Raw genomic sequence first — 23731 nt, forward strand, 5'->3', positions numbered from 1 at the left:
GACCTCCTCACCCCTGTGGTGGCGCTGCCTTCCGCGTTCGGGTGCGTTCCAGGCCGAGTTGGCGCTCGCGCCAGATGATGAAGATGCCGGCGGCAACGACGATCACACCGCCGACGAGCGTGTTGATGGTGGCGATATCGCCAAAGGCGAAATAGCCGACGACGACGCCGAGGATCATCGAGGTGTATTCGAACGGCGCCACCACCGAAGCTTCGGCATGGCGGTACGCCGCCGTCATCAAAATCTGCGCCAGCCCGCCACAGAACCCCGCTGCGACCAGCAGACCGGCCTGCGGCGGTGTCAGCGCCTGCCAGCCGAAGGGCAGCGTAAGCAGCGCCATGACACTCGCCGTCGCCGAGAACCACAACACGATGGTCGCTGTTCGTTCAGTCTGGACAAGATTGCGCACGAGCAGGATGGCATTGGCGGAGATTGCCGCAGAAACAAGAGCAGCGATGACGCCCAGCACCTCCTGGTCGCCGAGCGCGGCGCCCGACGTGAGCAGCGTCAGCTCCGGCCACGAGATGATCAGCACGCCGACCAGACCGACCGCAACCGCGCTCCAGCGATAGACGCGGATAGCTTCGCCGAGGAACAGCGAAGAGAACACCACCACCAGCAAAGGCTGGGCATAGTTCAGCGTGATCGCTTCCGGCAGCGGCAGCCGGGTCAGCGCGAAGAAGCCGAGCCCCATGGCGCAAACGCCGACGACACCGCGCGCAATGTGGTTCAGCGGGCGTTTGGTGGCGAACGCCGTACCGAGTTTTCTCTTGAAGGCCAGGAAGACGATGATCGGGAAGATGGCGAAGAAGGAGCGGAAGAAGACGATCTGGCCGGCCGGCAAAGTGCCGGCGGCCTTGATGCAGGTTTGCATGCCGACAAAGACTGCCATCGACATGACCTTGAGCATGATCCCGGTGAGAACATTAGAGCGCCGCGCCTCGTCTTCGACGCGCAAAGGACGCTCTGACACTTTAAATCTGCGCATCGTGCTTTCCAAAAATCGACATCGATTTTTGGGCCGATGCGCGCCGGGATGATCGGACAGTTTCCCACCCGCTTCGTCTCCAGGCCCGGCTTTCACTGTTCTGTTGCTTCCCGGATCTCCGCTGAGATGCGCGTCGAACAACGCGGTACACAGGGCGCCCATGCCGAACTTCGATGTGACGACGGTCATCAAGGCCTCACGATGATGGCGGAAGGGGAACGCCCCGAAATAGGCATTGGCGCAGTTTTGTCGAGTGACCGTTTCGTGTAAAGAGCGCGCAACTTTAGATTTAATGGGCCAGGACACGTCAGCGGCTCCGATAGCGACAGGGAAACCCAAGGGAATGCGAACCGATACCGGCCAGGTCTTCAAGCTCGAAGACTACCGCCCCAACGACTTTTCCATCCCGCAAACCGGCCTCACCTTCCGCCTTTCGCCAGACGCAACGCGTGTCACCGCAGTGCTGACGATCGAACGCCGCGATGGCGCCGCCGCCTCGACGTCGCTGGTGCTGGACGGCGACGGGCTGGTGCTCAAGCGCATTGCCATCGACGGTCGCGAGCTTGCCCCGGCCGAGTATCTCGCCACGCCGGACCAGCTGACCATTTTGAGGCCGCCGGCCCGTTTCCAGCTGCTGCTCGAGACCGAGATCGCGCCGGCCAGCAATGAGGCGCTGATGGGCCTCTACCGCTCCAGCAATGTCTATTGCACGCAATGCGAGGCCGAGGGCTTTCGCCGCATCACCTATTTCCTCGACCGCCCCGACATCCTGTCGGTCTATACCGTGCGTATCGAGGCGAGGCTGGACGAAGCGCCGCTGTTGCTTTCCAACGGCAATCCGGTCGAAAGCGGCGCGCTTGCCGACGGCTGGCACTTTGCAGTCTGGGACGACCCCTTCCCCAAGCCGTCCTATCTGTTTGCGCTCGTGGCCGGCAATCTTGGCCAGGTCGCCGACAGTTTCGTCACCATGTCCGGCCGCAAGGTCGAACTCGGCATCTATGTCGAGCCAGGCAAGGAGGGGCTCGCCGGCTACGCCATGGACGCGCTCAAGCGCTCGATGCAATGGGACGAGAAAGCGTTCGGCCGCGAATACGACCTCGACGTCTTCAACATCGTCGCCGTTTCCGACTTCAACATGGGGGCCATGGAGAACAAGGGCCTCAATATCTTCAACGACAAGTATGTGCTGGCCGACCGGGAAACCGCCACCGATGCCGATTTCGCCAATATCGAGGCGATCATCGCGCATGAGTATTTCCACAACTGGACCGGCAACAGGATCACCTGCCGCGACTGGTTCCAGCTCTGCCTTAAGGAAGGGCTGACGGTTTTTCGCGACCATGAATTCTCAGCCGACCAGCGCTCGCGCGCGGTCAAGCGCATCGCCGAAGTGCGCACGCTGAGGGCGCACCAGTTCCCCGAGGACCAGGGACCGCTGGCGCATCCGGTGCGGCCGCGCCGCTACCGCGAGATAAACAATTTCTACACGGCGACGGTCTACGAAAAAGGCTCGGAAGTCGTGCGCATGATCCGCACGATTCTCGGGGCCGAGGCTTTCCGCGCCGGCATGGACCTCTATTTCGAGCGCCATGATGGCGAGGCCGCGACGATCGAGGACTTCCTGAAGGTGTTCGAGGACGTCTCCGGGCGCGACCTGTCTCAGTTCGCGCTCTGGTATCACCAGGCGGGCACGCCGAACCTGACCGTCAGTTCGACGCACAATCCGGCGACGCGCGAGTTTACGCTCGAGATCGAGCAGTCGGTGCCGCCGACACCGTCGGAGAGCCGCAAGCGCCTGATGCACATTCCGCTCGCCTTCGGGCTGGTCGGCGCGGGCGGTGAGCCGGTCGCCTATGATGGCGTCGAGGGAGCCACCGTCGAGGACGGTGTCATCCATATTCGCAAGCGCCGTCACATGGTGCGCTTCTCAGGCGTTGCCGAGCGGCCGGCGGTGTCGCTCAATCGCGGCTTTTCGGCGCCGATCACGCTTTCGGTCGAGCAGAAGGCCGACGACCAGTTCTTCCTCGCCGGCCATGACAGCGATGCCTTTGCGCGCTGGCAGGCGTTCAACACGCTTTTGACCGATGCGCTGATAGCGGCCTTCCGCCAGATCCTCGGCGGCGCAAAACCGGCCTTCACCGCCAGGCTGACCGGACTTGCCGGCAAGATCGCCGGCGACGAGACGCTGGAACCCGCTTACCGGGCACTGGCGCTTTCGCTTCCGGGCGAGGCCGACATTGCTCGCGACATCGGCAGGAATATCGACCCCGACGCCATCTTCGCCGCCCGCGAGGCGCTGGCGCTGGCAATTGCGCGCGCCAATCAGCAAACGTTCACCGACCTATACGGCCGCCTCGCCGACGACGGGCCGTTCAGCCCCGACGCGGCAAGTGCGGGACGCCGCGCGCTGCGCAACATCCTGCTCGACTACCTCTCGCTGCTGCCGAAAGGGGCTGCGCTCGCCGCCCGGCATTTCGAGGTCGCGACGAACATGACCGACCGCGCCGCAGCGCTGACCGTCCTTGCGCACCGCCATGACGGTTCGCCGGAGGCGATCAAGGCGCTGGCCGATTTCGAGGCCCGTTATGGCGCCGATCCGCTGGTCATGGACAAATGGTTCCAGATCCAGGCCAGCGTGCCGGGACCCCGGACAGTCGACACGGTACGCGAGCTGACTGGTCACGCAGCTTTCTCGATGGCCAATCCGAACCGGGTGCGCTCGCTGGTCGGCACATTCGCCAGCGCCAACCAGACCGGCTTCCACCGCGCCGATGGCGAAGGCTACCGGTTTTTTACCCAGACCGTACTCGAGGTTGAAAAACGCAATCCGCAAGTGGCGGCCAGGCTGGCGACAGCGCTGCGCTCGTGGCGCTCGCTGGAGCCGGGCAGGCAAGCCAAGGCCAGGGAAGCGCTGCTGGCCATCGCCGGTGCCGAGAACCTGTCGGCGGATTTGCGGGACATTGTGGAGCGAACGCTGGCCTGATCCCTCCCCCTTGAGGGGACGGTGGACAGCCGCCGAAGGCGGATGGACGGGTGGGGTCGTTGCGGCAGTGCGCGACCTCGACCAACTTCGACCGTGATTGAGAGAGTCGAGCGCTTCGCCGAGGACCCCACCCGGCCCTTCGGGCCACCCTCCCCTCAAGGGGAGGGATTTCAGCGTTATTTCAATCAATTTTTAATGTTTTTCGGCCGCGCCTCTGGACAAGGCGAATCACCTTTGATTCTTTACAGACGATTCGGATGTGCGGTGTTGCCGAATCGTCAAGCGTACGGAAATTCGGGGAGTGCCATTTATGGCCAAGGCGGACGCGTGGGGCGCGCCCGAAGGGACGGCTTTTGAGCGGCGCAAGGCGCGAGGCGACGGCCTCGCCGGCAATACGCGGCTCATCGCTGAACCAGCCTACCGGCGGCTCCTGGCTGCCGAACCCCTTCTGCGCCGTTCGATACCGGCTCTCATCATCATCTTCCTGATCGTCATCGCCGCACTGCGCGTGCTGTCGCTGATGAACGAGCGCGACGAGGCCGAGCGCGACGGCAAGGCGGTGCTAGGTCTCGCCGCCGGCCAGATGGCGAACGCAATCTCGGCCGACCCGACCGCGGCATCCAGCGGTGCAATTGATCTTCTGGAAAGCACGAGCCGCCAGGGCGCCATGGGCAGAAGCCATGTGCTTGTGATCACCGACAGCGCCTTCAAGATCATTGCCGTGTCGCCGCTGTCGACCGGCTGGCAAGGGCGATCGCTGGACAGCCTGGTGCTGGACGGCCAGCCGCTGTTCATGTTCGGCGACCGCGCCGGGGTCATGGATGTCAGCATCGGCGGCCAGGACTGGTACGCGGCGGTGAGCCTGACCCGGGACCGCAAGTACGCCGCCGCCGTGCTGGTGCCGCAGGAAGCGGCGTTCGACAACTGGCGCAAGACCGTCTCGCTCAACGTCACGCTGTTTGTGCTGACAGCCGGCGTGCTGATCATCATCCTCTACGCCTATTTCGGCCAGGCATCGCGCGCCCAGACAGCCGACCGCATCTATCTCGAAGCCCATCAGCGCATCGACATGGCGCTGGTTCGCGGTCGCTGCGGCCTGTGGGACTGGGACATGGTGCGCGGCAAGATGTACTGGTCGCGCTCGATGTACGACATGCTGGGCTACGAGCCCTGCAACTCGATGCTGTCGTTCGGCGAGGTCGACGACATCATCCACCCCGAGGACGGCGACCTGTTCGAGCTGGCCAACAAAATCGTCGAGCGCGAGATCGACCATATCGACCAGGTGTTCCGGATGCGTCACGCCGACGGCCAGTGGGTGTGGATGCGCGCCAGGGCCCAGGTGATCGACCCGGAAGCGCCTGAGATCCAGCTGATCGGCATTGCCGTCGACGTCACCGAGCAGCGGCATCTGGCGCTGCGCTCGGAGGCGGCCGACCTGCGCCTGCGGACCGCGATCGAAAACATCAACGAATCCTTCGTGCTGTGGGATGCCGCCCAGCGCCTGATCATGTGCAATTCCAAATACCAGAAGGACAACGGCCTGTCGGACCGCGACGTCATGCCGGGCGCTGCGCGCGCCGTGCTTGAAGAGCGCATGCTGGCCTTCGCCTCTGAACGGCGGCTGGCCAACACCAACGGGCCGCAAGGGGGCGCAACCTTCGAGCGGCAGCTCTCCGACGGCCGCTGGCTGCAGGTCAACGAACTGAGGACCCGGGACGGCGGCACGGTCTCCGTCGGCTCCGACATCACCCAGATCAAGCTGCACCAGGAAAAGCTGGTCGACAGCGAGCGCCGGCTGATGGCGACCATCCACGACCTCAGCCTCGCCCGCCGGGCCGAGGAAGAGCGCGCCAAGGAACTGGTCGAGCTCAACCGCGAATATATGAAGGAAACCGAGCGCGCCGAGGCCGCCAATCGGGCCAAATCCGAATTCCTAGCCAACATGTCGCACGAGCTGCGCACGCCGCTCAACGCCATCATCGGGTTCTCCGAACTGATGGAACAAGGCCTGTTCGGGCCGCTCGGTTCGCCGCGCTACGAGGAATATGCCAACGACATCAACGGCAGCGGCAAATATCTGCTCGGCGTCATCAACGACATACTCGATATGTCGAAGATCGAAGCCGGCCAATTCTCGGTGGACCGCGAGGAAATCGATCTCTGCCCGCTGATCCGCGAGACGGTGCGGGTGATCTCGCTGCAGGCGGCGGAGAAATCGATCACGGTCGAAACCCGCATCGCCGATACGATGACGCTGTTCGCCGACCGCCGGGCGATCAAGCAGATCGCCATCAATCTGCTGTCGAATGCGGTGAAGTTCACCGGTCAGGGCGGCCATATCTCGGTGCGCGCCCGCAACACGTCAGGCGCGCTGGTGCTGACCATCGAGGACAATGGCTGCGGCATTCCGAAGGAGGCACTGAGCAAGCTTGGCCGCCCCTTCGAACAGGTGCAGAACCAGTTTTCGAAGAACCACGCCGGCTCCGGCCTCGGCCTTGCCATCTCGCGCTCGCTGGCCGAGCTGCAGGGCGGCGCGCTGAAAATCCGCTCGACCGAAGGCGTCGGCACGATCGTGTCGGTGCGCATTCCGGTGAAGAAGCCGGCGCTGGCGGTGAAGGCGGCGGCCTGACGGCCCGCCAATGCGAGCGGTGCTCTCCGCCGCGTTCAAGGACTGAGTAGCCCCGGTCATGTAAGGGCTCCGGCGGCTTTCGCCGCCGGAGACATATCGCCATTTCACTCCATGCTGTCGTCGCCGCCGTCCCATTGGTGGTGGCGGCCCATGCGGCCTTTCTTTGGCAGTTCGTTGCGCTCGATCTTGCCGTCATTGTTGCGGTCGAGCATGGCGAACACCTTCTTCTCGCGCCCGGTGATGTCGTCCGTGGTCAGCGTGCCGTCGCCCTTGCTGTCGTAGCGGGCAACTATGCGCTTGGCCATTTCCTCGAACCGCGCCTTCTCCAGCGCGTCAGCGAGCTGGGCGACTGTCAGCTTGCCGCCATTATCGGCGACCAGCTTCTTCAGCCGCGCGTTCATGGCGTCGGAAAACTGGTCGAAGCTGATGGTGCCGTTGGAATCCTTCATCGCCTTGTCGAGGCGCATCATCGCGCCCTCGCGCATTCTGGCGCTGGCATTGTTCTCGGCATAGGCGGTGGTGCCAACGGCGCCGGCAAGCGCGACAAAGGCAAGGGCAAGTCCGGTTGTCTTTCTCATGGGTATCTCCTGTTGCATCGTCACCCCCGATGCGATCCGAAACAGCCGCCAACGCTTCACGCCCTCACGACCGTTTCGTACGAAGCAAAAGGTTGAAATCCTTTCTGACCTTTTGCGACGTTTCCTTGAGATGTGCTTCCAGCACACCGAAATCCGGCAGGTCAGTCACCGCCAGAAGCAGATCCGACAATCCCGGCGGAACGTCATCGCGTTCGAATGCACCGGTGAGGCAAAGCCGCGTCATCTGGGTCAGCGCCAGATAGAGTTGGTAGGCTTCGCAAAGCTGCTGCCTGACGTCAGCCTCGGCGAAATCCGGCGACAGATGCGCCAGGATTTCGCCGGTCGCGGTCACCCTGCGGCCGGCTTCGACCTGCCCGGTTATAACCGCCACCTGCGCGATGAATTCGAGGTCGATGAGGCCGCCGGAGATGAGCTTGATGTCCCAGAGATCGCGCGGCGATTTTTCCTTCTCGATCAGCGCGCGCATCTCGGATGCCTCCGCCCTCACCTTGGCGGCGTCGCGCGGCAAGGCCAGAAGTGCCGCCACCTCGGCCTCGACCTCGGCGCAAAGGGCAGCGTCACCGCCGATGGCGCGAGCCCTTGCCAAAGCCATGTGCTCCCAGGTCCAGGCCTCCTGGCGCTGGTATTTCTTGAAGGCGTCGATATGGGTCGCCACCGGCCCCTTGTTGCCGGATGGCCGCAAGCGCAAATCGAGTTCGTAGAGAACGCCCTCGGCGGTCGGCGCCGAGACAGCCGCGATCAGCCGCTGCGTCATCCTGGTGTAGTAGTGCGACGGTGCGAGCGGCTTGTCGCCGTCGGACTCGTCGGCATCCGGGTCGTGATCGTAAAGCAGGATAAGGTCGACGTCCGAACCCGCCGTCAATTCGCGGCTGCCGAGCTTACCCATGCCGAGCAGCGAAACCGTGCCGCCGGCGATACCGCCGTGGCGCAGCGCGAATTCGGTGGTCACCGCCTGCAATGCGGCGTCGATGGTGAGGTCGGCGAGATCGGAAAAGGCGCGGCCGGCGCGCGCCGGGTCGATCGAGCCGGCGAGCAGCCTGACACCGATCAGGAATTTCTGCTCGGAGGCAAAGATGCGCAGCCGGTCAAGCACATCCTCGTAGGGCCTGTCGCCATCGATGAAAGCGGCCAACCGCGCTGAGAGATAGGCGCGGTTGGGCAGTTCGGTGAGCAGCGCCGGGTCGAGCAGACCGTCGAAGACATGCGGGCGCCTTGTGATGATTGCCGCCAGCCGAGGCGCGGCGCCCATGATCGTCGCCATAAGCTTCAGCAGAGCGGGATTCGACTGCAGCAGCGAAAACAGCTGGATGCCGGCGGGCAGGCCGGCGAGGAATTCGTCGAAGCGAACCAGCGCCTCGTCGGCCCGGCGCGTCTGGCCGAAGGCTTTGAGCAGCGCCGGCGTCAGTTCGGTCAGCCGCTCGCGCGCTTCCGCAGACTGGGTGACGCGGTAGCGGCCGAAATGCCAGCCTCGAATCACGCGGCAGATGTCGCTTGGCCGCTGGAAGCCAAGGCCGTGCAAGGTCTGCAGCGTGTCGGGATCGTCGACATCGCCGGTGAAGACCAGATTGCCGACGCCGGCCGACAATTCAGGCGCGGTCTCGAACAGCGCGGCGTAATGGCGCTCGACCTCATGCAAAGCCGCGCGAAAGGTTTCGGCAAATCTGGCGGCATCGGCAAAGCCCAGCATATGGGCGATGCGTTCCAGCCCTTCATCATCGTCGGGCAGAATATGCGTCTGCTCGTCGGCGACCATCTGGATGGCGTGTTCGACGCGGCGCAGAAACCAATATTGCTGCGTGAGCGCGTCGCGTGCATCGGCGGTGATCCAGTTGCGCGCCGCCAGCGCACCCAGCATCGGCACCGTCTCGCGGCCGCGCAGCTCCGGAAAACGGCCGCCGGCGATCAGTTGCTGGGTCTGGACGAAGAATTCGATTTCGCGAATCCCGCCGCGGCCGAGCTTGACGTTGTGTCCTTTGACCGCGATCTCGCCATGACCCTTGTGGGCATGGATCTGGCGCTTGATCGAATGAACGTCGGCGATCGCCGCATAGTCCATGTATTTGCGCCAGACATAGGGCTGCAATTCCCGCAGGAACGCATCCCCGGCATCGAGATCGCCGGCCACGGGACGCGCCTTGATCATGGCGGCGCGCTCCCAGTTCTGGCCGCGCGCCTCATAGTAGCGAAGTGCTGCCTCGACCGGGATCGCCAGCGGCGTCGAGCCTGGATCGGGACGAAGCCTCAAATCGGTGCGGAAGACATAGCCGTGCCCGGTGCGGTCCTGCAGGATGCGGACCAGCCTGCGGGTCAGGCGCGCAAACAGCTCTGTGGCCTCGAGCGGATCGACGATCGCCGGCGCATCCGGATCGAAGAAGACGACGAGGTCGATGTCGGAGGAGAAATTCAGTTCATGCGCGCCAAGCTTGCCCATGCCGAGCACGATCCAGCCGGATTGCCGTGACGGATTTTCGGGATCGGGCAATTTGAGCTTGCCTTGGCTGTGCGCCTCGCGCAGCAGGAAGTCGACCGCCGCGCAGGTGCAGGCATCGGCGAGATTGCTGAGGCGCCTTACCGTCAGCGCGGTATCGGCCTCGCCGGAGAGGTCTGCAAGTGCGATCAGGAAGTGAGCTTCACCCTTCCACTGCCTGAGTTCCATCATCAGGCTGGATTCGGAAACGGTCTCGGAAAAGGCGGCCTTGCCGATCGCTTCGGCGATGGCGAGCAGCCGAGCCTCGACACTGCCATCGAACAGCGCGTCGAGGATTTGCGGCCGGCGGCGCGCGACATCGCGGAGGAAAGGCGAGAGATCGAAGACGGCAGCGAGAAACTCCTGGGCCGCGCCCTTGCCTCCTAGGAATTTCGCCAGCCGCGGCAGGTTCTCGTCCTTGGCATCGCCAGCGATCTCCGACAGTTCACGCAGGGCGCGGGCCTCATCCAGCGGCGCGAGTTGCGCCGCCAGTTGCAGGCGCCATTCGGTCTCGATCCGTTTCTGCGCCATCCGCACCGCCATCAATGGTCCTCCCGCCCCGGGAAGCTCATGATAACGGACAATCCGGGATTGGCAGGCAGAAGTTCAAGCCGGCCATTGTGAAAAGTCATGATCGCCTTGGCGAGGCTGAGGCCAAGACCGGATCCCGGCTGCGAGCGGCTCTTTTCCAGCCGCACGAAGCGCTCGGTCGCCCTGGCGCGGTCGGCATCGTCGGGGATGCCATGGCCATTGTCGGAAACGGAGAGGCGGATTTCGTGACCGACGCGCTGCAGGGCTACGCGCACGGCAGGCTTTTCCGTCGCATCGGTCGAGTATTTGATGGCGTTGTCGACGATGTTCGACAGCGCCTGGCCGATCAGCTCGCGGTTGCCATTGACGGAAAAATTCCCGTCCGCGGCAGTTTCGAGCACCACGCCAGCCTCCTCCGCCACCGGCTCATAAAGCTCGACAACGTCATGCACCGCGGCGGCGAGATCGACCTTGCTGGTGCTCTCCGAGGAATAGCCGGCCTCCAGCCTGGAGATCATCAGGATGGCGTTGAAGGTTTTTATCAGCTGGTCGGATTCGGCGATGGTGCCTTCCAGCGCCTGCCGGTAGTCGGTGGTCTTGTGCTTGCCCGAAAGTGTCGCCTCGGCGCGGTTGCGCAGTCTGGTCAGCGGCGTCTTCAAATCATGGGCGATGTTATCGGAGACCTGCTTCAGCCCTTCGTTCAGCGTCGCGATCCTGGCCAGCATGGTGTTGAGGTTTTCCGACAGGCGGTCGAACTCATCGCCGGCGCCGGTCACCGGCAGCCGTCCCGTGAGATCGCCGCCCATGATGCGGCGGCTTGCCTCCGAGACGCTGTCGATGCGCTTCAGCGCGGCGCGGCCGACAAAGAACCAGATCAGCAGCCCGCCCAGGCCCATCATGCCCAGCGCCAGCATCAGGGCGCGGCGGACGACGGCGCGGAAGCGCTCGGGCTCGCCGAGATCGCGGCCTACCAGCATGATCATCTGGTTGGGCAGCCGCAGCACCAGTGCGATGGCGTTGTGGCCCTTCTCGCCCTCGGACTGAATTTCGGTCTCGCCGGGCTGCGCGCCGTTCGGGTCGGCAGCCTGGTTGCGCTGCCGTTCGAGCTCACCTTCGCCGAAACGGCGATAGGAGAAGGGTTCGGTCGTCCAGCCATCGCTCTCGAGCACCCCCGGTGCCAGGCTCTGCACGTTGCCGGTGAGGATCTGGCCGTTGACGTCGGCAATGAGATAGAGGTTGGCGCCGGGCTGGCGCGAGCGCTGCTCGACGACGCGCACCAGCCGCGGCAGGCCGCCGCTCTGATAGGCACGGGCGAGGCCGAGCACCTCGTCATTGATGGTCTGCTGGGTCTGGCCGGTCAGCATGCGGGCCGACAACGACGTCATGTAGAAGACCAGCAACACGGCACATAGCGCGAAAAGCAGGAAATAAAGCGCTGAAAGCCGCGCCGCCGTCGTCCTCATGATGGCCGGCAGGGAAAGGGCCATCGAGTTCTAGCTCATGATGAGATTTGGCTGAAATCTCATCATGACCTACCCCTTTGTTGGAGCATGATCTTCTCCAAAAACCGGTACCTACTTTTTGGGATCATGCTCTAGCCGCTCTTCAGCATATAGCCGGCGCCGCGAACCGTATGCAGGATCGGCTTGTCGAAACCCTTCTCGATCTTGCCACGCAGGCGCGAGACGTGAACGTCGATCACGTTGGTCTGCGGATCGAAATGATAGTCCCAGACATTTTCGAGCAGCATGGTGCGCGTCACCACCTGGCCGGCATGGCGCATCAGATATTCGAGCAGGCGGAATTCGCGCGGCTGCAGCGTGATCTCGCGCGCCGCGCGCTTGACCGAATGGGACAGCCGGTCAAGCTCGAGATCGCCGACCCGGTAGACGGTTTCGGCTTCCCTGGCGCTGGCGCGGCGGTTCAGCACCTCGACGCGGGCGAGCAATTCGGAAAAGGCATAGGGCTTGGTCAGATAGTCGTCCCCGCCGGCGCGCAGACCGGTGACGCGGTCATCGACTTCGCCCAGCGCCGACAGGATCAGCACCGGCGTGGTGTTGCCGCGCGAGCGCAGGCCGGCAATGACGGAGAGCCCGTCGCGGCGTGGCATCATGCGGTCGACGACCATCACGTCATAGTCGCCGGCATCGGCCAGCGCAAAGCCGGTTTCGCCGTCGCCGGCGACATGGGCGGTGTGCCCAGCCTCGGCAAAGGCCTTCTGCATATAGTCGGCCGCCTCGCGATCGTCTTCTATGACGAGAATCTTCATAGAGCCGTTATACGCGATTTCGCCGGAAGATTGAGGGGCCGCCATGAGCGCAAAAGCTTTCGTTCAAGCATGTCGTTTTGCCAAAACCGCCGTGCACTTTTGGGCGACATGCTTCGATGTTAGAGCGGCAGCGGGCGATGGGGGCCCGCTGCCGCCCGGGGCAGAACACAATGACTGACTAACGCGTTCGGCCCCTTGCTTCCCGTGCGGCGGCTCGGGGGTGTTGAAACCGCCGCACTGGAAACTGTGTGATGTCAGCCTTTGGCGACTGGCAGCGCGACGAAGCGGTTTGAATCGTCGCGGGTGATCTGCATCAGCACCGCCTTGCGGCCGGACTTGACCGCATCGGCCATCGCCTTGGCGACGTCTTCGGTGCCGTTCACCTCCGTCGAATTGACCGAGGTGATGACATCGCCGGGCTGGATGCCGCGGTCGGCGGCATCGCTGTCTGGATCGACATCGGTCACCACCAGGCCCTTGCCGTTTTCCGACTTGGTGACGGTGAGGCCGAGATCGGCCAGCGCGGCGGGCTTTGCCGGTGCCGCGGGCTGCTGCGGGTCGGCCGAGGCCTGCTTGTCGGTGGACGGCAGCGTGCCGAGATCGACCTTGATGGTCTGGCTCTTGCCGTCGCGCCACACCGTGACGTCGACCGACTTGCCGGGTGGGTAGGCGCCGATCAGACGAGCCAGTTCCTTCGGCGATGCGACGTCCTTGCCTTCGACCTGGGTGATCACGTCACCGGCGGTGATGCCGGCCTTCTTGCCGGGGCCACCGTCCTGGGCGCCCGAAACCAGAGCCCCGTTCTGCGACTTCAGGCCCAGCGATTCGGCGATGTCCGATGTAACCGGCTGGATTTCGACGCCGAGCCAGCCACGCTGCACCGAGCCGCTCTTCATCAGATCCTGCACCACCTGCTTGGCGGTCGAGGCCGGAATGTCGAAGGCGATGCCGACGCTTCCGCCCGACGGCGAGAAGATCGCGGTGTTGATGCCGACGACCTGGCCGTTAAGGTTGAAGGTCGGTCCGCCCGAATTGCCGCGGTTGACCGAAGCGTCGATCTGGATGAAGTCATCATAGGGACCGGCGCCGATATCACGGCCACGGGCCGAGACGATGCCGGCGGTGACGGTGCCGCCGAGGCCGAACGGATTGCCGACGGCCACCACCCAGTCGCCGACGCGAACCTTGGAATCGTCGGCGAAATCGACATAGGTGAACTTGCCGACGCCATCGACCTTGAGCACCGCCAGATCGGTGCGCGGATCGGTGCCGATCAGCTTGGCGTCAAGCTCCTTGCCGTCATTCATCACCACTGTGAAGGCGGAGCCTTCCTCGACGACATGGTTGTTGGTGACGAGATAGCCGTCATCGGAGATGAAGAAGCCAGAACCCTGCGCCACCGGACGCGGCTGGTCGTTGTTATGGTCGCGGTGGCTGAAGCGACGATTGCCGCCGTCATGGCCGTTCTGATCACCAAAGCCGCGGAATTGCTTGAAGAACTGGCGCAGCTGCGGATTGTCGGGCAGGTTGTTCATGCCGTCCGGATCGTCGGACTGGTCGGAGCCGTCATCGGCGGCAGGCTCGATCTTGGCCTTGACCTTGACGCTGACCACGGCCGGCGAAACGCGCTCGACGACATCGGCAAAGCCCGGCACCTGGGGCGCTTCGACCCGCACGGCGTCGGCCAGAACGGGAGCTGTACCAGTGGCAACGGCGCCGAAACCGATGCCGCCGGCAATGGCCAGCGAAGCGGCGGCGGCCAACAGGCGCTTGCGGGTGCGGGAATATGGGTTGGGGGCGATAGTCATGGGTCTCGTATCCTCTTTTCACTGGATGCGGCTCAGGCAGAGCATCCTCGGACAAGAGAAATAGAGAGGCGCACATTACGGCGCCATTTCCGGTGCATGAAAGTTTTGTAATGTTGGGCGGTCGCACAAATCGCTTGGTTGCGCTCGCCTGCTGCCCTATGGCGTACACAACTCAGCACAAGGCTTTCACAATGACAGCAAGCACCACCATGACCATTCGAGTCTCGTCCGAGACCAAGCTGAAGCTGGAGCAGATCGCTACCGATACCAGGCGTAGTAAATCGTTCCTCGCCGCCGAGGCGGTCTCAGCCTATGTCGATCGCGAGCTGGATATCATCGAAGGCATAAAACGTGGCATGGCCGACGCAGAGGCTGGCCGTGTCGTGCCCCACGACGACGCCATGGCGGAGCTCGACGCGGTGATCGAAGCAGCGAAAGCCAGGCGCGCAGGCAAGGCGTGAAGCTGTTCGTCACCTGGTCGCGAGAAGCGCTGGACGATCTCACGCAGCAAGTTGCCTTTATCGCTCAGGACAATCCTGCCGCCGCCCGACGCCTCGCGGACCGTATCCGGGCCGGGGCCTTGGTGATATGGCGACGGGCCGACCTGGCCGGGTAACAGGCACTTATGAGAAGCCCATCGGCCGCCTGCCCTACATCATTGCCTATGAATTGCGCCTGATCGCCGGCCGTCAGAGCATTGTTATCCTGCGCGCCATCCACACGTCGCGGGACTGGCCTTTGGAGGAATGGCCGAGCTAGTCGCTCAGCATCTTGTCCAGCGCCGCCTGTTCCTCGGCGCTCAGCGCCTTGGTTGCCAACGAGCGGCAGGAGCGTGTGGTCAGCACAATGAAAATGCCGCCGACTAGAAGCAGAAGCACCGGCGTGCCCCAAAGCAAGGCGTTGCGCGGGCTGAAGCGCGGCTTCAACAGCACGAACTCGCCGTAGCGCGACACGATATAGTCCATCACCTGCTGGTCGGTATCGCCGGCAACCAGGCGCTGGCGCACCAGGATGCGCAGGTCGCGGGCGAGGTCTGCATCGGATTCGTCGATGGACTGGTTCTGGCAGACCATGCAGCGCAGGCCTTCCGACAGTAGCCGCGCCCTCGCCTCGAGCGCCGGATCGGTGAGAACCTCGTCCGGTTTCACCGCTTGCGCCGCGCCGGCAAACAGCAGCGCCAGAAGCAGGGTGAGCGAGGCCAACGAGAACCTGGTGCTCACGGCGCGCCTGCCGACGGCATGGAGGCTGCCTGCTTGCGGCGGCGCGAGGGTGCGCCAACCCGCAGGCGACGGTCGAGCAGCGACATTGCGGCTCCCGCCATCATCACCAGAGCTCCGCCCCAGATCAGCGTCACCAGCGGCTTCCACCACAGGCGCACCACGACGGATCCATCGGTGCCTTCATCGCCCAGCGACAGATAGAGCTGGCTGAAGCCGATCGTCTCGATGCCGGATTCGGTCGTCGTCGTCTGCCGCACCGGAAAGAAGCGCTTTGCCGAGGTGATTTCGGCTGAAACGCCGCCATCGGCGCCGATCAGGGAAAAGCGGCCGCGCTGCTCGCTGTAGTTCGGACCCTGCGCCGGGAAGAGGCCGTCGAAACGCAGCGTGTGGCCGGAGAGTTCGACGCTCTCGCCGGCATGCATCGACAGTATCCTTTCGGTGCCGAAGCACAGCGTGCCGACAATGCCGAGCGTCGTCAGCCCGAGGCCGAGATGGGCAAGTGCAGTGCCGAACACCGAACGCGGCAGGCCGGCGAAACGGCGCAGCATGATGGCGGGCGACACATTGCCAAAGCCGGACTTGACGGCGAGGTCGGTGAGCGCGCCGCAGACCAGCCAGCAGGCGAGGCCGACACCAAGGGCGGCGAACACCGACGCGCCGTCGATGAACAGCCCGGTGACCAGCATCGCCAGGAGAGCGGCGCCGAAAGCCGCCATCAGGCGCTGGGCGACGGCATAGAGGTCACCGCGCTTCCAGGCGAGCAATGGTCCGAAAGGAACCACGACCAGCAGCGGCACCATCAGTGGGCCGAATGTCAGGTTGAAGAAGGGGGCGCCGACCGAGATCTTGCCGGCCGAAAGCGCCTCGACCGCGAGCGGATAAAGTGTGCCGACCAGCACGGTGGCCGTGGCTGTGGTCAGGAACAGATTGTTGAGGACGAGTGCGCCTTCGCGCGAGATCGGGTGGAACAGGCCGCCGGCCGTCAGCCGCGAGGCGCGCAGCGCAAACAGGGCCAGCGAGCCGCCGATGAACAGCGTCAAAATGCACAGGATGAAGATGCCGCGGGTCGGATCGGTGGCGAAAGCATGCACCGAGGTCAGCACGCCGGAGCGCACCAGGAAGGTGCCGAGCAGCGACAGCGAGAAGGTGAGGATGGCAAGCAGCAGCGTCCAGATCTTGAGCGCCGAACGCTTCTCCATGACGATCGCCGAATGCAGAAGAGCCGTGCCGGCCAGCCACGGCATAAAGGAGGCGTTTTCGACCGGATCCCAGAACCAGAAGCCGCCCCAGCCGAGCTCGTAATAGGCCCAGTAGGAGCCCATCGCGATGCCGCCGGTGAGGAACATCCAGGCGACCAGCGTCCACGGCCGCACCCAGCGCGCCCAGGAGGCATCGATGCGGCCTTCGATGAGGGCGGCGACCGAGAAGGAAAAGCAGATAGAAAACCCGACATAGCCGAGATAGAGCAGCGGCGGATGGATGGCGAGGCCGAGATCCTGCAGGACCGGGTTGAGATCGCGGCCCTCGATCGGTGCCGGATTGAGCCGGGTGAACGGATTGGATGTCGTCAGGATGAACAGGAAGAAGGTGGCGCCGATAGCCCCCTGCACGGCCAGCACATTGGCGCGCAGCGTCGCCGGAAGGTTGGAGCCGAAGACAGCGACCAGCGCACCGAAGAAGGTCAGGATCAGCACCCAGAGCAGCATCGAGCCTTCGTGATTGCCCCAGGTTCCGGTGATCTTGTAGATCAGCGGCTGCAGCGAATGCGAGTTTTCCCACACGCTCGCCACCGAGAAATCGGAACTTGCATAGGCGCCGGCGAGTGCTGCGAACGACAGCGCCGTGAGCGCGAAGCCTGTGACCGTGACGGGACCGCCGACAGCCATCAGCCTCTGGTTGCCGGTACGGGCGCCGATCAGCGGCACCAGCGTCTGCACCAGCGACAGCACAAAGGCGAGGACGAGCGCGAAGTGTCCGGTCTCAACCATTACTGGCTCTTGCTCTCTTGCCACACGCCCTTGGCCTTCAGCCCGTCAGCGACTTCCTTGGGCATGTAGCGCTCGTCATGCTTGGCCAGCACGCTGTCGGCGACGAAAACGCCGTCGGCGCCAAAGCTGCCTTCGGTGATGACGCCCTGCTCCTCGCGGAACAGATCGGGCAGGATGCCGGTATAGCTGACCTTGACCGATTTGTGCGTGTCGGTGACCGAGAACGCAACCGTCGCGCCCTGCCCGCGCACGACCGTGCCCTTTTCGACGAGGCCGCCGAGCCTGATGCGCTGTCCCGGCTGCAAGCTGGCGGTGGTCAGATCGGCGGGCATATAGAAATAGGAGGCCTTCTGGCCCAACGCATAGAAGGTCAGCCCGGTGGCGGCGCCGAGGAAGGCAAGACCTCCCACAATCACCGACAATCGCTTCTGCTTGCGCGTCATGTCCTACTCCGTCGCCGTCAGGCCGAGCGAGGCGGCAAAGGCGGTGAATTTCTTCGCTTCCTCACTGTCGGCGCCAAACACGGCAATACCGCGATGCAGCGCGTCGCGCGCCTGGTCGGCCTTGCCCAGCACAACATAGGAACGAATGAGCCGCATCCATCCTTCCGTGTCGCGCGGATTTTGCCGCAATTTTTCGTCGAGGCCGCCGACCATGGTTTCGATCATGGCCTGCCTGTCCTGCGGCGCCATCGACGAGGCGGCATCGACGGCTGCGGCGTCGGGGCCTTTGGCGGGCTCTCCTGACGCGACGCTGCGGTTGGCGGCCTCGGCCAGTGCCTGTTGGACAGCTCCGCGCCATGGCGAATCCTGCGGCAGGGAATCGAGCATTTTCTGCCAAGCCGTGGTTGCCTCGGGTATGCGGCCTTCCTGGGCCAGCGCCATCGCCAAATAGAACGAGGCTTTCGCGTTTCCCGGGTCGAGTTTTAGCGCCTGTTCGAAAGCGTATTGCGCATCGGCCGAAACGATGCCGCCGGCCGCATTGGCGATCGCTTCGCCGAGACCGGCCTCGCGGGCAGCCGTGTCGCCATCGAGGCGGATGGCATTGCGATAGGCGGTCACGGCATCGGGAAAGCGCTGCAGGCGCAGATAGATCGGGGCGAGCACGTCCCAGCCGCGTCCATCGCCAGGGTTGGCGGCAAGATGGGCCTCGGCGCGCGCCACCAACTCGTCGACCGAACTATCGGCCGGATTCTTGGCCAGCCGTTCGGCAAGCGGCTGCGACGGCAGATCCGGCGAGCCGAGCTGGCTGTACAGGCCCCAGCTGAGCAGCGGGACCACCAGCACCGCTGATGTTGCCATCAACCTGGCCGCCCTCGACGGCTGCCGCGCGCCAGGTGCATCGGCTTGACCGACATTGGCTTGACCAACATCTCCCAGGCGAAGGATGCGGCGGGCGATCTCAGTGCGCGCCTCCTCGGCTTCGGCCGGCTGAATCAGGCCGCGCGCGGCGTCACGCTCAAGCTCGGCCAATTGGTCGCGATAGACTTCGAGATCATGGTCGCTGCTGGTCGGAGCGCCCTTGCCGCCGCTGGTCAGCGGCAGCAGCACCGCCAGGCTTGCGCCCAGCGTGAGGAGTGCGGCTATGACCCAGAACAGCATGGTTCTTCCAATAGAGCGAGAGCCCTGCTCTCACAACATGAGGGTGCTGCGACGCTTTGACGGGATTCCGACCCCGGCCCAATGTTCAGGTCAGCGGCGTCCAGCTGCCGTCGGCGTTGCGGCATGCGGTGCCCCGCGCGGTCTGGCCGGCCGTGCCGGTAAACACCGTATGGGTGTACTGGCGGCAATCCTGCGAGCCGACGCGGTAGGGCTGGGCCGCGACGACTTCGCCGGAATGAGCCGAACTGTCGCTCTTCCACGTCACCTTCTGGCCGCTCGCCGTATATTCGAGCGCCTTGTATTCCGCCTCGAGCGCCTTGCGCTTCTCGGTGCTGTTCAGGCCGCTGCCGATCGATCCGCCGACGAGCCCGCCGGCCATGGCCGAGATGATCGTCGTCGCGACTTTGGCCCCTGAAGGAGGCGACGCGGGCGGATTGGTGATGGAAATATCCGGGCCACTGCCCTTGCCCAGCGTTCCGCAGCCGGAAAGAGCGAGCAGTGCGGAAACGAGCGCAACGCGAATCTTCATGCCAACAACCGGTTTTCTTGAACGGGATGCGCTGGGGGTCGCGTCATCGGGGGCGTCAGGACGTCATACTATTGACATTTGTCGGAAATTTGGCCGTTTTTAACGGCTTTTGTGCAATCGAGGGGCCGCCATAACACAGGCATTCGGCCGTGTCGATTGGCCCTGGGCAGTACATCATTGCAAGCTCCGCAAGCGCACAACCGCCTTCAGCCCGCCCATCGTGGAGCGTTCCAGCGCCAGCGCCCCGCCATACTCGTTGACGAGGTCGGCAACGATGGCAAGTCCGAGCCCGGTTCCCGGCTTTGTCTCGTCGAGGCGCCGGCCGCGTTTCAAGACATCGCGGGCCTTGTCCTCGGGGATGCCCGGACCGTCATCCTCGATCGATAGCTCGAACAGGCCGGCTGCGGCCGGCGTGACGGATACGGCAACAGTGCTCCTTGCCCATTTCATCGCATTGTCGAGGAGGTTGCCGAGCAGTTCCTCCAAATCCTCGCGCTCGCCAGCAAAGACGATGTCGGCCGCCGGCAGCGTAAGCGACAGGCTGACATCAGGCTTGAGTTTTTGCAGCACGCGCACCATGCGCTGCACCAGCGGGGTCACCGGCGTGCGGTAGACGACGCTGTCGCGCTGCGCGGCGACCCGAGCCCGCTGCAGATAATGGTCGACCTGCTTCTGCATCGAGGCGGCCTGGTCGGCGATGAGCTGGCCCTTGGCGCCGCCGAGCGCCCGGCCCTCGTTGATCAAAACTGCGAGCGGCGTCTTCAGCGAATGGGCGAGGTTGCCGACCTGCGTGCGTGAACGCTCGACGATGCGCTTGTTGTTTTCAATCAGCGCATTGGTCTCGTTGGCGAGCGGCTCGATCTCGGCGGGAAACTGGCCGTCGAGCCGTTGCGCCGTGCCTTCGCGCACCTGGGCAAGCGCGTTGCGAACCCGGCGCAAGGGCTGCAGGCCGAGCAGGATGGCGATCGCATTGATGGCGATCATGCCGACGCCGAACAGGCTGAGATAGGTCAACAGGCGGCCCTGGAAGGTGGCGATCTCGTGCTCGAGCTCGGTCTTGTTGCCCATCACGCGGAAGCGCGCGGCGCGGTTCTTGGCATCGAGGACGAATTCGCTTTCGAACACTTGCAGTTCCTCGTCACCGATGCCGTCGGTGGAATAGCTGCGCTGGAAACTGGAATTGAAAGGCACCTCGGCAACGGTCGGCGACGGGATCGTCGTGGTCATCGAGGACGAATGAAGGTTGCCGTGCACGCCTTCGGAAGCCGGCTCCACCGACCAGTACCAGCCCGAATTCGGCTCCGAGAAGCGCAGGTCGCCAAGGTCGGGAGCGCCGGTGAGCTGGCCGGTTTCGGAAACGCCGACGGAGCCGATCAAATTGAACAGATGCGCCGACAGCAGGCTGTCGAAGCCGCGTTCGCTGGCCTGGCGGTAGAGCGTGGTAATCAGGGTGAAGATAACGATGAGGGTGAGGATCGCCCAGATCGTGGAAAAGCCGATGACGCGGAAGGCCAGGGAGCGCGGCCAGAGCCGCGCCGAAAAAGGCTTCCTTGCTGGTATGGGGAGCGGTTCCGCCTTACGCCTCCGGCTCACGCATGCGATAGCCCATGCCGCGCACGGTTTCGATCATGTCGATGCCCATCTTCTTGCGCAGCCGGCCGACAAAGACCTCGATGGTGTTGGAATCGCGGTCGAAATCCTGGTCGTAGAGATGCTCGACCAGCTCGGTGCGCGACACCACCTCGCCCATATGGTGCATCAGATACGCCAGCAGGCGGAACTCATGCGAGGTCAGCTTCAGCGGCACGCCGTTGACATCGGCCTTGGAGGCCTTGGTGTCGAGGCGCAGCGGCCCGCAAGTGAGCTCGGACGAGGCATGGCCGGCGGCGCGGCGGATCAGCGCCCTCACCCTGGCCAGCACCTCCTCGATGTGGAACGGCTTGGTGACATAGTCGTCGGCGCCGGCATCGATGCCCGACACCTTGTCGCTCCAGCGGTCGCGCGCTGTCAGGATCAGCACCGGCATCTTGCGGCCGTTGCGGCGCCAGCGCTCGACGACGCTGATGCCGTCCATCTGCGGCAGGCCTATGTCGAGCACGACGGCATCGTAGGGCTCGGTGTCGCCGAGGAAATGCCCCTCCTCGCCGTCATAGGAGCGGTCGACGACATAGCCGGCATCGACCAGCGCGTCGGCCAGTTGCCGGTTGAGATCCTTGTCATCTTCGACGATGAGTACGCGCATGATCGGTCAGGCCTGTTGATGGGTCAGCTATAGGCCGATTCCGGTGGTCTGGGAAACGACCCTGCAAGGGGGAAGATTGGATCAGTTCGCCGGGACGACGATCTCGGAGCGGCGCGGGCGCTGGCCGTCCTTGCCCGGCACAAGCACGACGATGACGCAGACCTCCTGGCCGCCACGCGTCGTCTGCGAAGCCTTGGCCAGCGTGCCGCCATTCTGCTCGGCAACCTGCTGGCCGATCGCGTAGCAATCCGCCGCGGCTGCCGGCGTCGCTTGCGACGCCAACAGGCAGGCCGCTGTGAGCGCCAGTATCGCGGTTCTGACATGAGAGCGAAGCGTTTTCATGGTCGGCGTTGTAACGCAACTGTGCTGAACGTGAAGTGAACGGTGAACGGGTGAAAATCCATCCCCGCAAAACCCCCTGCGCGCGCAACGAATGAATGCGATCCTACCGCCCAGTCCCTCAGACCGGGCAATGGATTCATAACCGGAAAACCGGCTGCGCGGCTATGGTTTTTGCGCGCAGGCTCTCAATTCGCAGCCAGATTGGGAACAGGTCAAGGCGAGACCATTCTGAAGGGCCGCCCTAAATAGCGCGGGAAACGCCAAATCATCGGAGTGCGCCATAACGGATAAAGACCTTGCCGACCTTTACCGGGGCTATATCGCTTGCCTGAATGACCAGGACTGGGCGAAACTTGGAGACTTTGTCGGCGACGAGGTGCAGCACAATGGCGAAATGCTCGGCCTGTCGGGTTATCGCCGTATGCTCGAAGGCGATTTCGAGGCGATACCCGACCTCCGCTTCAACATCGAACTGCTGGTCTGCCAGCCGCCGCGCGTGGCGGCGCGCCTGCATTTCGACTGTCATCCCAAGGGCGTGCTGTTCGGCCTGCCGGTGAACGGCAGCGCGTGTCGTTCGCTGAGAATGTTTTCTACGAATTCGGAGAGGGTCGCATCCGCGAGGTGTGGTCAGTCATCGACAAGGCCGAGATCCAGGCGCAAATCTAGGTTGCTTCAATCACTTTGCTCGGTGAGAGCGCGTATCCGCAGCACCCCGTGGTAGAGCGCCAGGTCCTCGTCGTAGCGGGCCTCGGCGAACTCCAGGGACAGGCGGGTCTGGTCGCGCGAGCCGGTGGCGAAAGCGGCGCCGTCAAGGCGCGCCCGGATGCTGTCCATGATCAGACGCGTCTCGGCCTCGCCTTGCGCCTTCGACCAGACATGCAGCGTGATGAGCTGGTCATCATCATTGTCGGCGCCGGTGTCCAGATCGAATGCGCTGGTCCTGCCATAGGTCACATAAGGGAAGGCGGCACTGTCGGCCGCCTGCTCGCGCAACCCGGCGCCGCCGAGCAGCGCCGTCAGCGAGGCATCGCTCTTCAATCTCATGAACAAGGCTTGCAGCAAATCGCCGGGCGCCGTCATCGTCGTCTCCGTTCGCCTGTCACGCTTTGAACAACCTCAGTTTCGCGCGCAACCTAACCGCGTTGCACGGATTTCGCCAGATGACGATCCGCCTGATGGAAGGCGGCGAATCGGGCGGCATGGCCCTTTCACGGACCGGGTTCTATTTGGCATGCGGGGAGTTTCAAGAAGGGTGTTATGAGGAGCCCTGTTTTCTCCGGCAATTCGAGGTCATTTCATGCGAACGCCACCGCTGCTGCCGGCTTTTGGAAAGCTCGGCGTCAAGCCCCCGGTCGCGATTGCGGCAGCACCCGCCCTGTCGAAGAGCACCGTGGCCCTGCGCATGCGCGAGATACTTTCAATGCATGGCGGCCTGGCCTTAAAGCTGTCGGTGGTGGCCTGGACAATCCTGATCCTGGCGGCGGCATTTTTCATGTCAAAGGCCTGATGCCGATATGACAAACCGCTACGCG

General features: G+C 64.0%; 19 protein-coding genes and 2 pseudogenes. 6 read left to right on the plus strand and 15 right to left on the minus strand.

What is annotated here, in order from left to right; translation table 11 throughout:
- Positions 1-7: 7 nt before the first annotated feature.
- Positions 8-910 (minus strand): DMT family transporter, encoded by a 903-nt coding sequence (locus NKJ77_RS10435; RefSeq protein WP_245266205.1) that lies wholly within the window; start codon positions 908-910, stop codon positions 8-10.
- A 421-nt stretch (positions 911-1331) separates the two neighbouring features.
- On the opposite strand from NKJ77_RS10435, the gene pepN reads away from it, so the two are divergent.
- Positions 1332-3971, plus strand: a complete 2640-nt coding sequence (gene pepN / locus NKJ77_RS10440) for an aminopeptidase N (protein ID WP_023832448.1) — start codon at positions 1332-1334, stop codon at positions 3969-3971.
- Positions 3972-4281: 310 nt separating this feature from the next.
- Positions 4282-6603, plus strand: a complete 2322-nt coding sequence (locus tag NKJ77_RS10445; RefSeq protein WP_023702180.1) for a PAS domain-containing sensor histidine kinase — start codon at positions 4282-4284, stop codon at positions 6601-6603.
- A 104-nt stretch (positions 6604-6707) separates the two neighbouring features.
- Here NKJ77_RS10445 and NKJ77_RS10450 read toward each other — a convergent pair whose 3' ends face one another.
- The 5 genes from NKJ77_RS10450 to NKJ77_RS10470 form a co-directional block, all read right to left on the minus strand.
- A complete protein-coding gene (locus NKJ77_RS10450; protein ID WP_023702181.1) occupies positions 6708-7181 on the minus strand; it encodes an EF-hand domain-containing protein in 474 nt (157 codons plus the stop codon).
- Positions 7182-7245: 64 nt separating this feature from the next.
- Entirely contained in the window at positions 7246-10212 is a 2967-nt protein-coding gene (locus tag NKJ77_RS10455; RefSeq protein WP_031195752.1) for a bifunctional [glutamine synthetase] adenylyltransferase/[glutamine synthetase]-adenylyl-L-tyrosine phosphorylase, read from the minus strand.
- A complete protein-coding gene (locus tag NKJ77_RS10460; RefSeq protein ID WP_023832446.1) occupies positions 10212-11687 on the minus strand; it encodes a sensor histidine kinase in 1476 nt (491 codons plus the stop codon). The genes NKJ77_RS10455 and NKJ77_RS10460 overlap by 1 nt, the downstream gene beginning before the upstream one ends.
- A gap of 107 nt (positions 11688-11794) precedes the next feature.
- A complete protein-coding gene (locus tag NKJ77_RS10465; protein WP_023670185.1) occupies positions 11795-12469 on the minus strand; it encodes a response regulator transcription factor in 675 nt (224 codons plus the stop codon).
- 254 nt (positions 12470-12723) lie between these two features.
- Positions 12724-14277 (minus strand): Do family serine endopeptidase, encoded by a 1554-nt coding sequence (locus tag NKJ77_RS10470; protein WP_023752740.1) that lies wholly within the window; start codon positions 14275-14277, stop codon positions 12724-12726.
- A 191-nt stretch (positions 14278-14468) separates the two neighbouring features.
- Between NKJ77_RS10470 and NKJ77_RS10475 the strand changes: the two genes are divergently transcribed.
- Complete coding sequence (locus tag NKJ77_RS10475; RefSeq protein WP_023684527.1) at positions 14469-14738, plus strand: CopG family ribbon-helix-helix protein; 270 nt, start codon at positions 14469-14471, stop codon at positions 14736-14738.
- Positions 14735-15036 (plus strand): annotated as a pseudogene (locus tag NKJ77_RS10480) (type II toxin-antitoxin system RelE/ParE family toxin). Before NKJ77_RS10475 ends, NKJ77_RS10480 begins: the two are co-directional and overlap by 4 nt.
- Here the strand turns inward: NKJ77_RS10480 and NKJ77_RS10485 are convergent.
- The 8 genes from NKJ77_RS10485 to NKJ77_RS10520 all read right to left on the minus strand — a co-directional run bounded on the left by NKJ77_RS10485 (position 15033) and on the right by NKJ77_RS10520 (position 22199).
- On the minus strand, positions 15033-15497 hold the full coding sequence (locus NKJ77_RS10485) for a cytochrome c-type biogenesis protein (protein WP_023832445.1): 465 nt from the start codon (positions 15495-15497) through the stop codon (positions 15033-15035). The pseudogene NKJ77_RS10480 and the gene NKJ77_RS10485 sit on opposite strands and share 4 nt — an antisense overlap.
- The gene (locus NKJ77_RS10490) at positions 15494-17485 is read right to left on the minus strand and encodes a heme lyase CcmF/NrfE family subunit (protein WP_023752742.1); all 1992 of its coding nucleotides are present in this window, start codon (positions 17483-17485) and stop codon (positions 15494-15496) included. Before NKJ77_RS10490 ends, NKJ77_RS10485 begins: the two co-directional genes overlap by 4 nt.
- Positions 17485-17928 (minus strand): cytochrome c maturation protein CcmE, encoded by a 444-nt coding sequence (gene ccmE, locus NKJ77_RS10495; RefSeq protein ID WP_023670179.1) that lies wholly within the window; start codon positions 17926-17928, stop codon positions 17485-17487. Before ccmE ends, NKJ77_RS10490 begins: the two co-directional genes overlap by 1 nt.
- A gap of 3 nt (positions 17929-17931) precedes the next feature.
- Entirely contained in the window at positions 17932-19086 is a 1155-nt protein-coding gene (gene ccmI, locus NKJ77_RS10500) for a c-type cytochrome biogenesis protein CcmI (RefSeq protein WP_352535129.1), read from the minus strand.
- An 85-nt stretch (positions 19087-19171) separates the two neighbouring features.
- Positions 19172-19615, minus strand: a complete 444-nt coding sequence (locus NKJ77_RS10505; protein ID WP_023687241.1) for an RT0821/Lpp0805 family surface protein — start codon at positions 19613-19615, stop codon at positions 19172-19174.
- Between the two features lie 174 nt (positions 19616-19789).
- A complete protein-coding gene (locus NKJ77_RS10510) occupies positions 19790-21208 on the minus strand; it encodes an ATP-binding protein (protein WP_352535131.1) in 1419 nt (472 codons plus the stop codon).
- Positions 21192-21857 carry a response regulator transcription factor gene (locus NKJ77_RS10515; protein WP_352535133.1) on the minus strand — a complete coding sequence of 222 codons (666 nt, stop codon included), beginning with the start codon at positions 21855-21857 and terminating at the stop codon, positions 21192-21194. Before NKJ77_RS10515 ends, NKJ77_RS10510 begins: the two co-directional genes overlap by 17 nt.
- 81 nt (positions 21858-21938) lie before the next feature.
- Positions 21939-22199: a hypothetical protein gene (locus tag NKJ77_RS10520; protein WP_352535135.1), complete on the minus strand. Its 261-nt coding sequence runs from the start codon at positions 22197-22199 to the stop codon at positions 21939-21941.
- Positions 22200-22527: 328 nt separating this feature from the next.
- On the opposite strand from NKJ77_RS10520, the pseudogene NKJ77_RS10525 reads away from it, so the two are divergent.
- Positions 22528-22802, plus strand: a pseudogene (locus NKJ77_RS10525) (ester cyclase); the annotation flags it as partial.
- 69 nt (positions 22803-22871) lie between these two features.
- Here the strand turns inward: NKJ77_RS10525 and NKJ77_RS10530 are convergent.
- Positions 22872-23279, minus strand: coding sequence for a DUF3168 domain-containing protein (locus NKJ77_RS10530; protein ID WP_023670173.1), 408 nt, complete (start codon positions 23277-23279; stop codon positions 22872-22874).
- Between the two features lie 217 nt (positions 23280-23496).
- Here NKJ77_RS10530 and NKJ77_RS10535 point away from each other — a divergent pair, with 217 nt between their 5' ends.
- Positions 23497-23706 (plus strand): hypothetical protein, encoded by a 210-nt coding sequence (locus NKJ77_RS10535; RefSeq protein ID WP_023702192.1) that lies wholly within the window; start codon positions 23497-23499, stop codon positions 23704-23706.
- Positions 23707-23731: the final 25 nt, after the last annotated feature.

This window comes from Mesorhizobium sp. M0052 (assembly GCF_040323255.1).
In the GTDB taxonomy this organism is placed as follows: domain Bacteria; phylum Pseudomonadota; class Alphaproteobacteria; order Rhizobiales; family Rhizobiaceae; genus Mesorhizobium.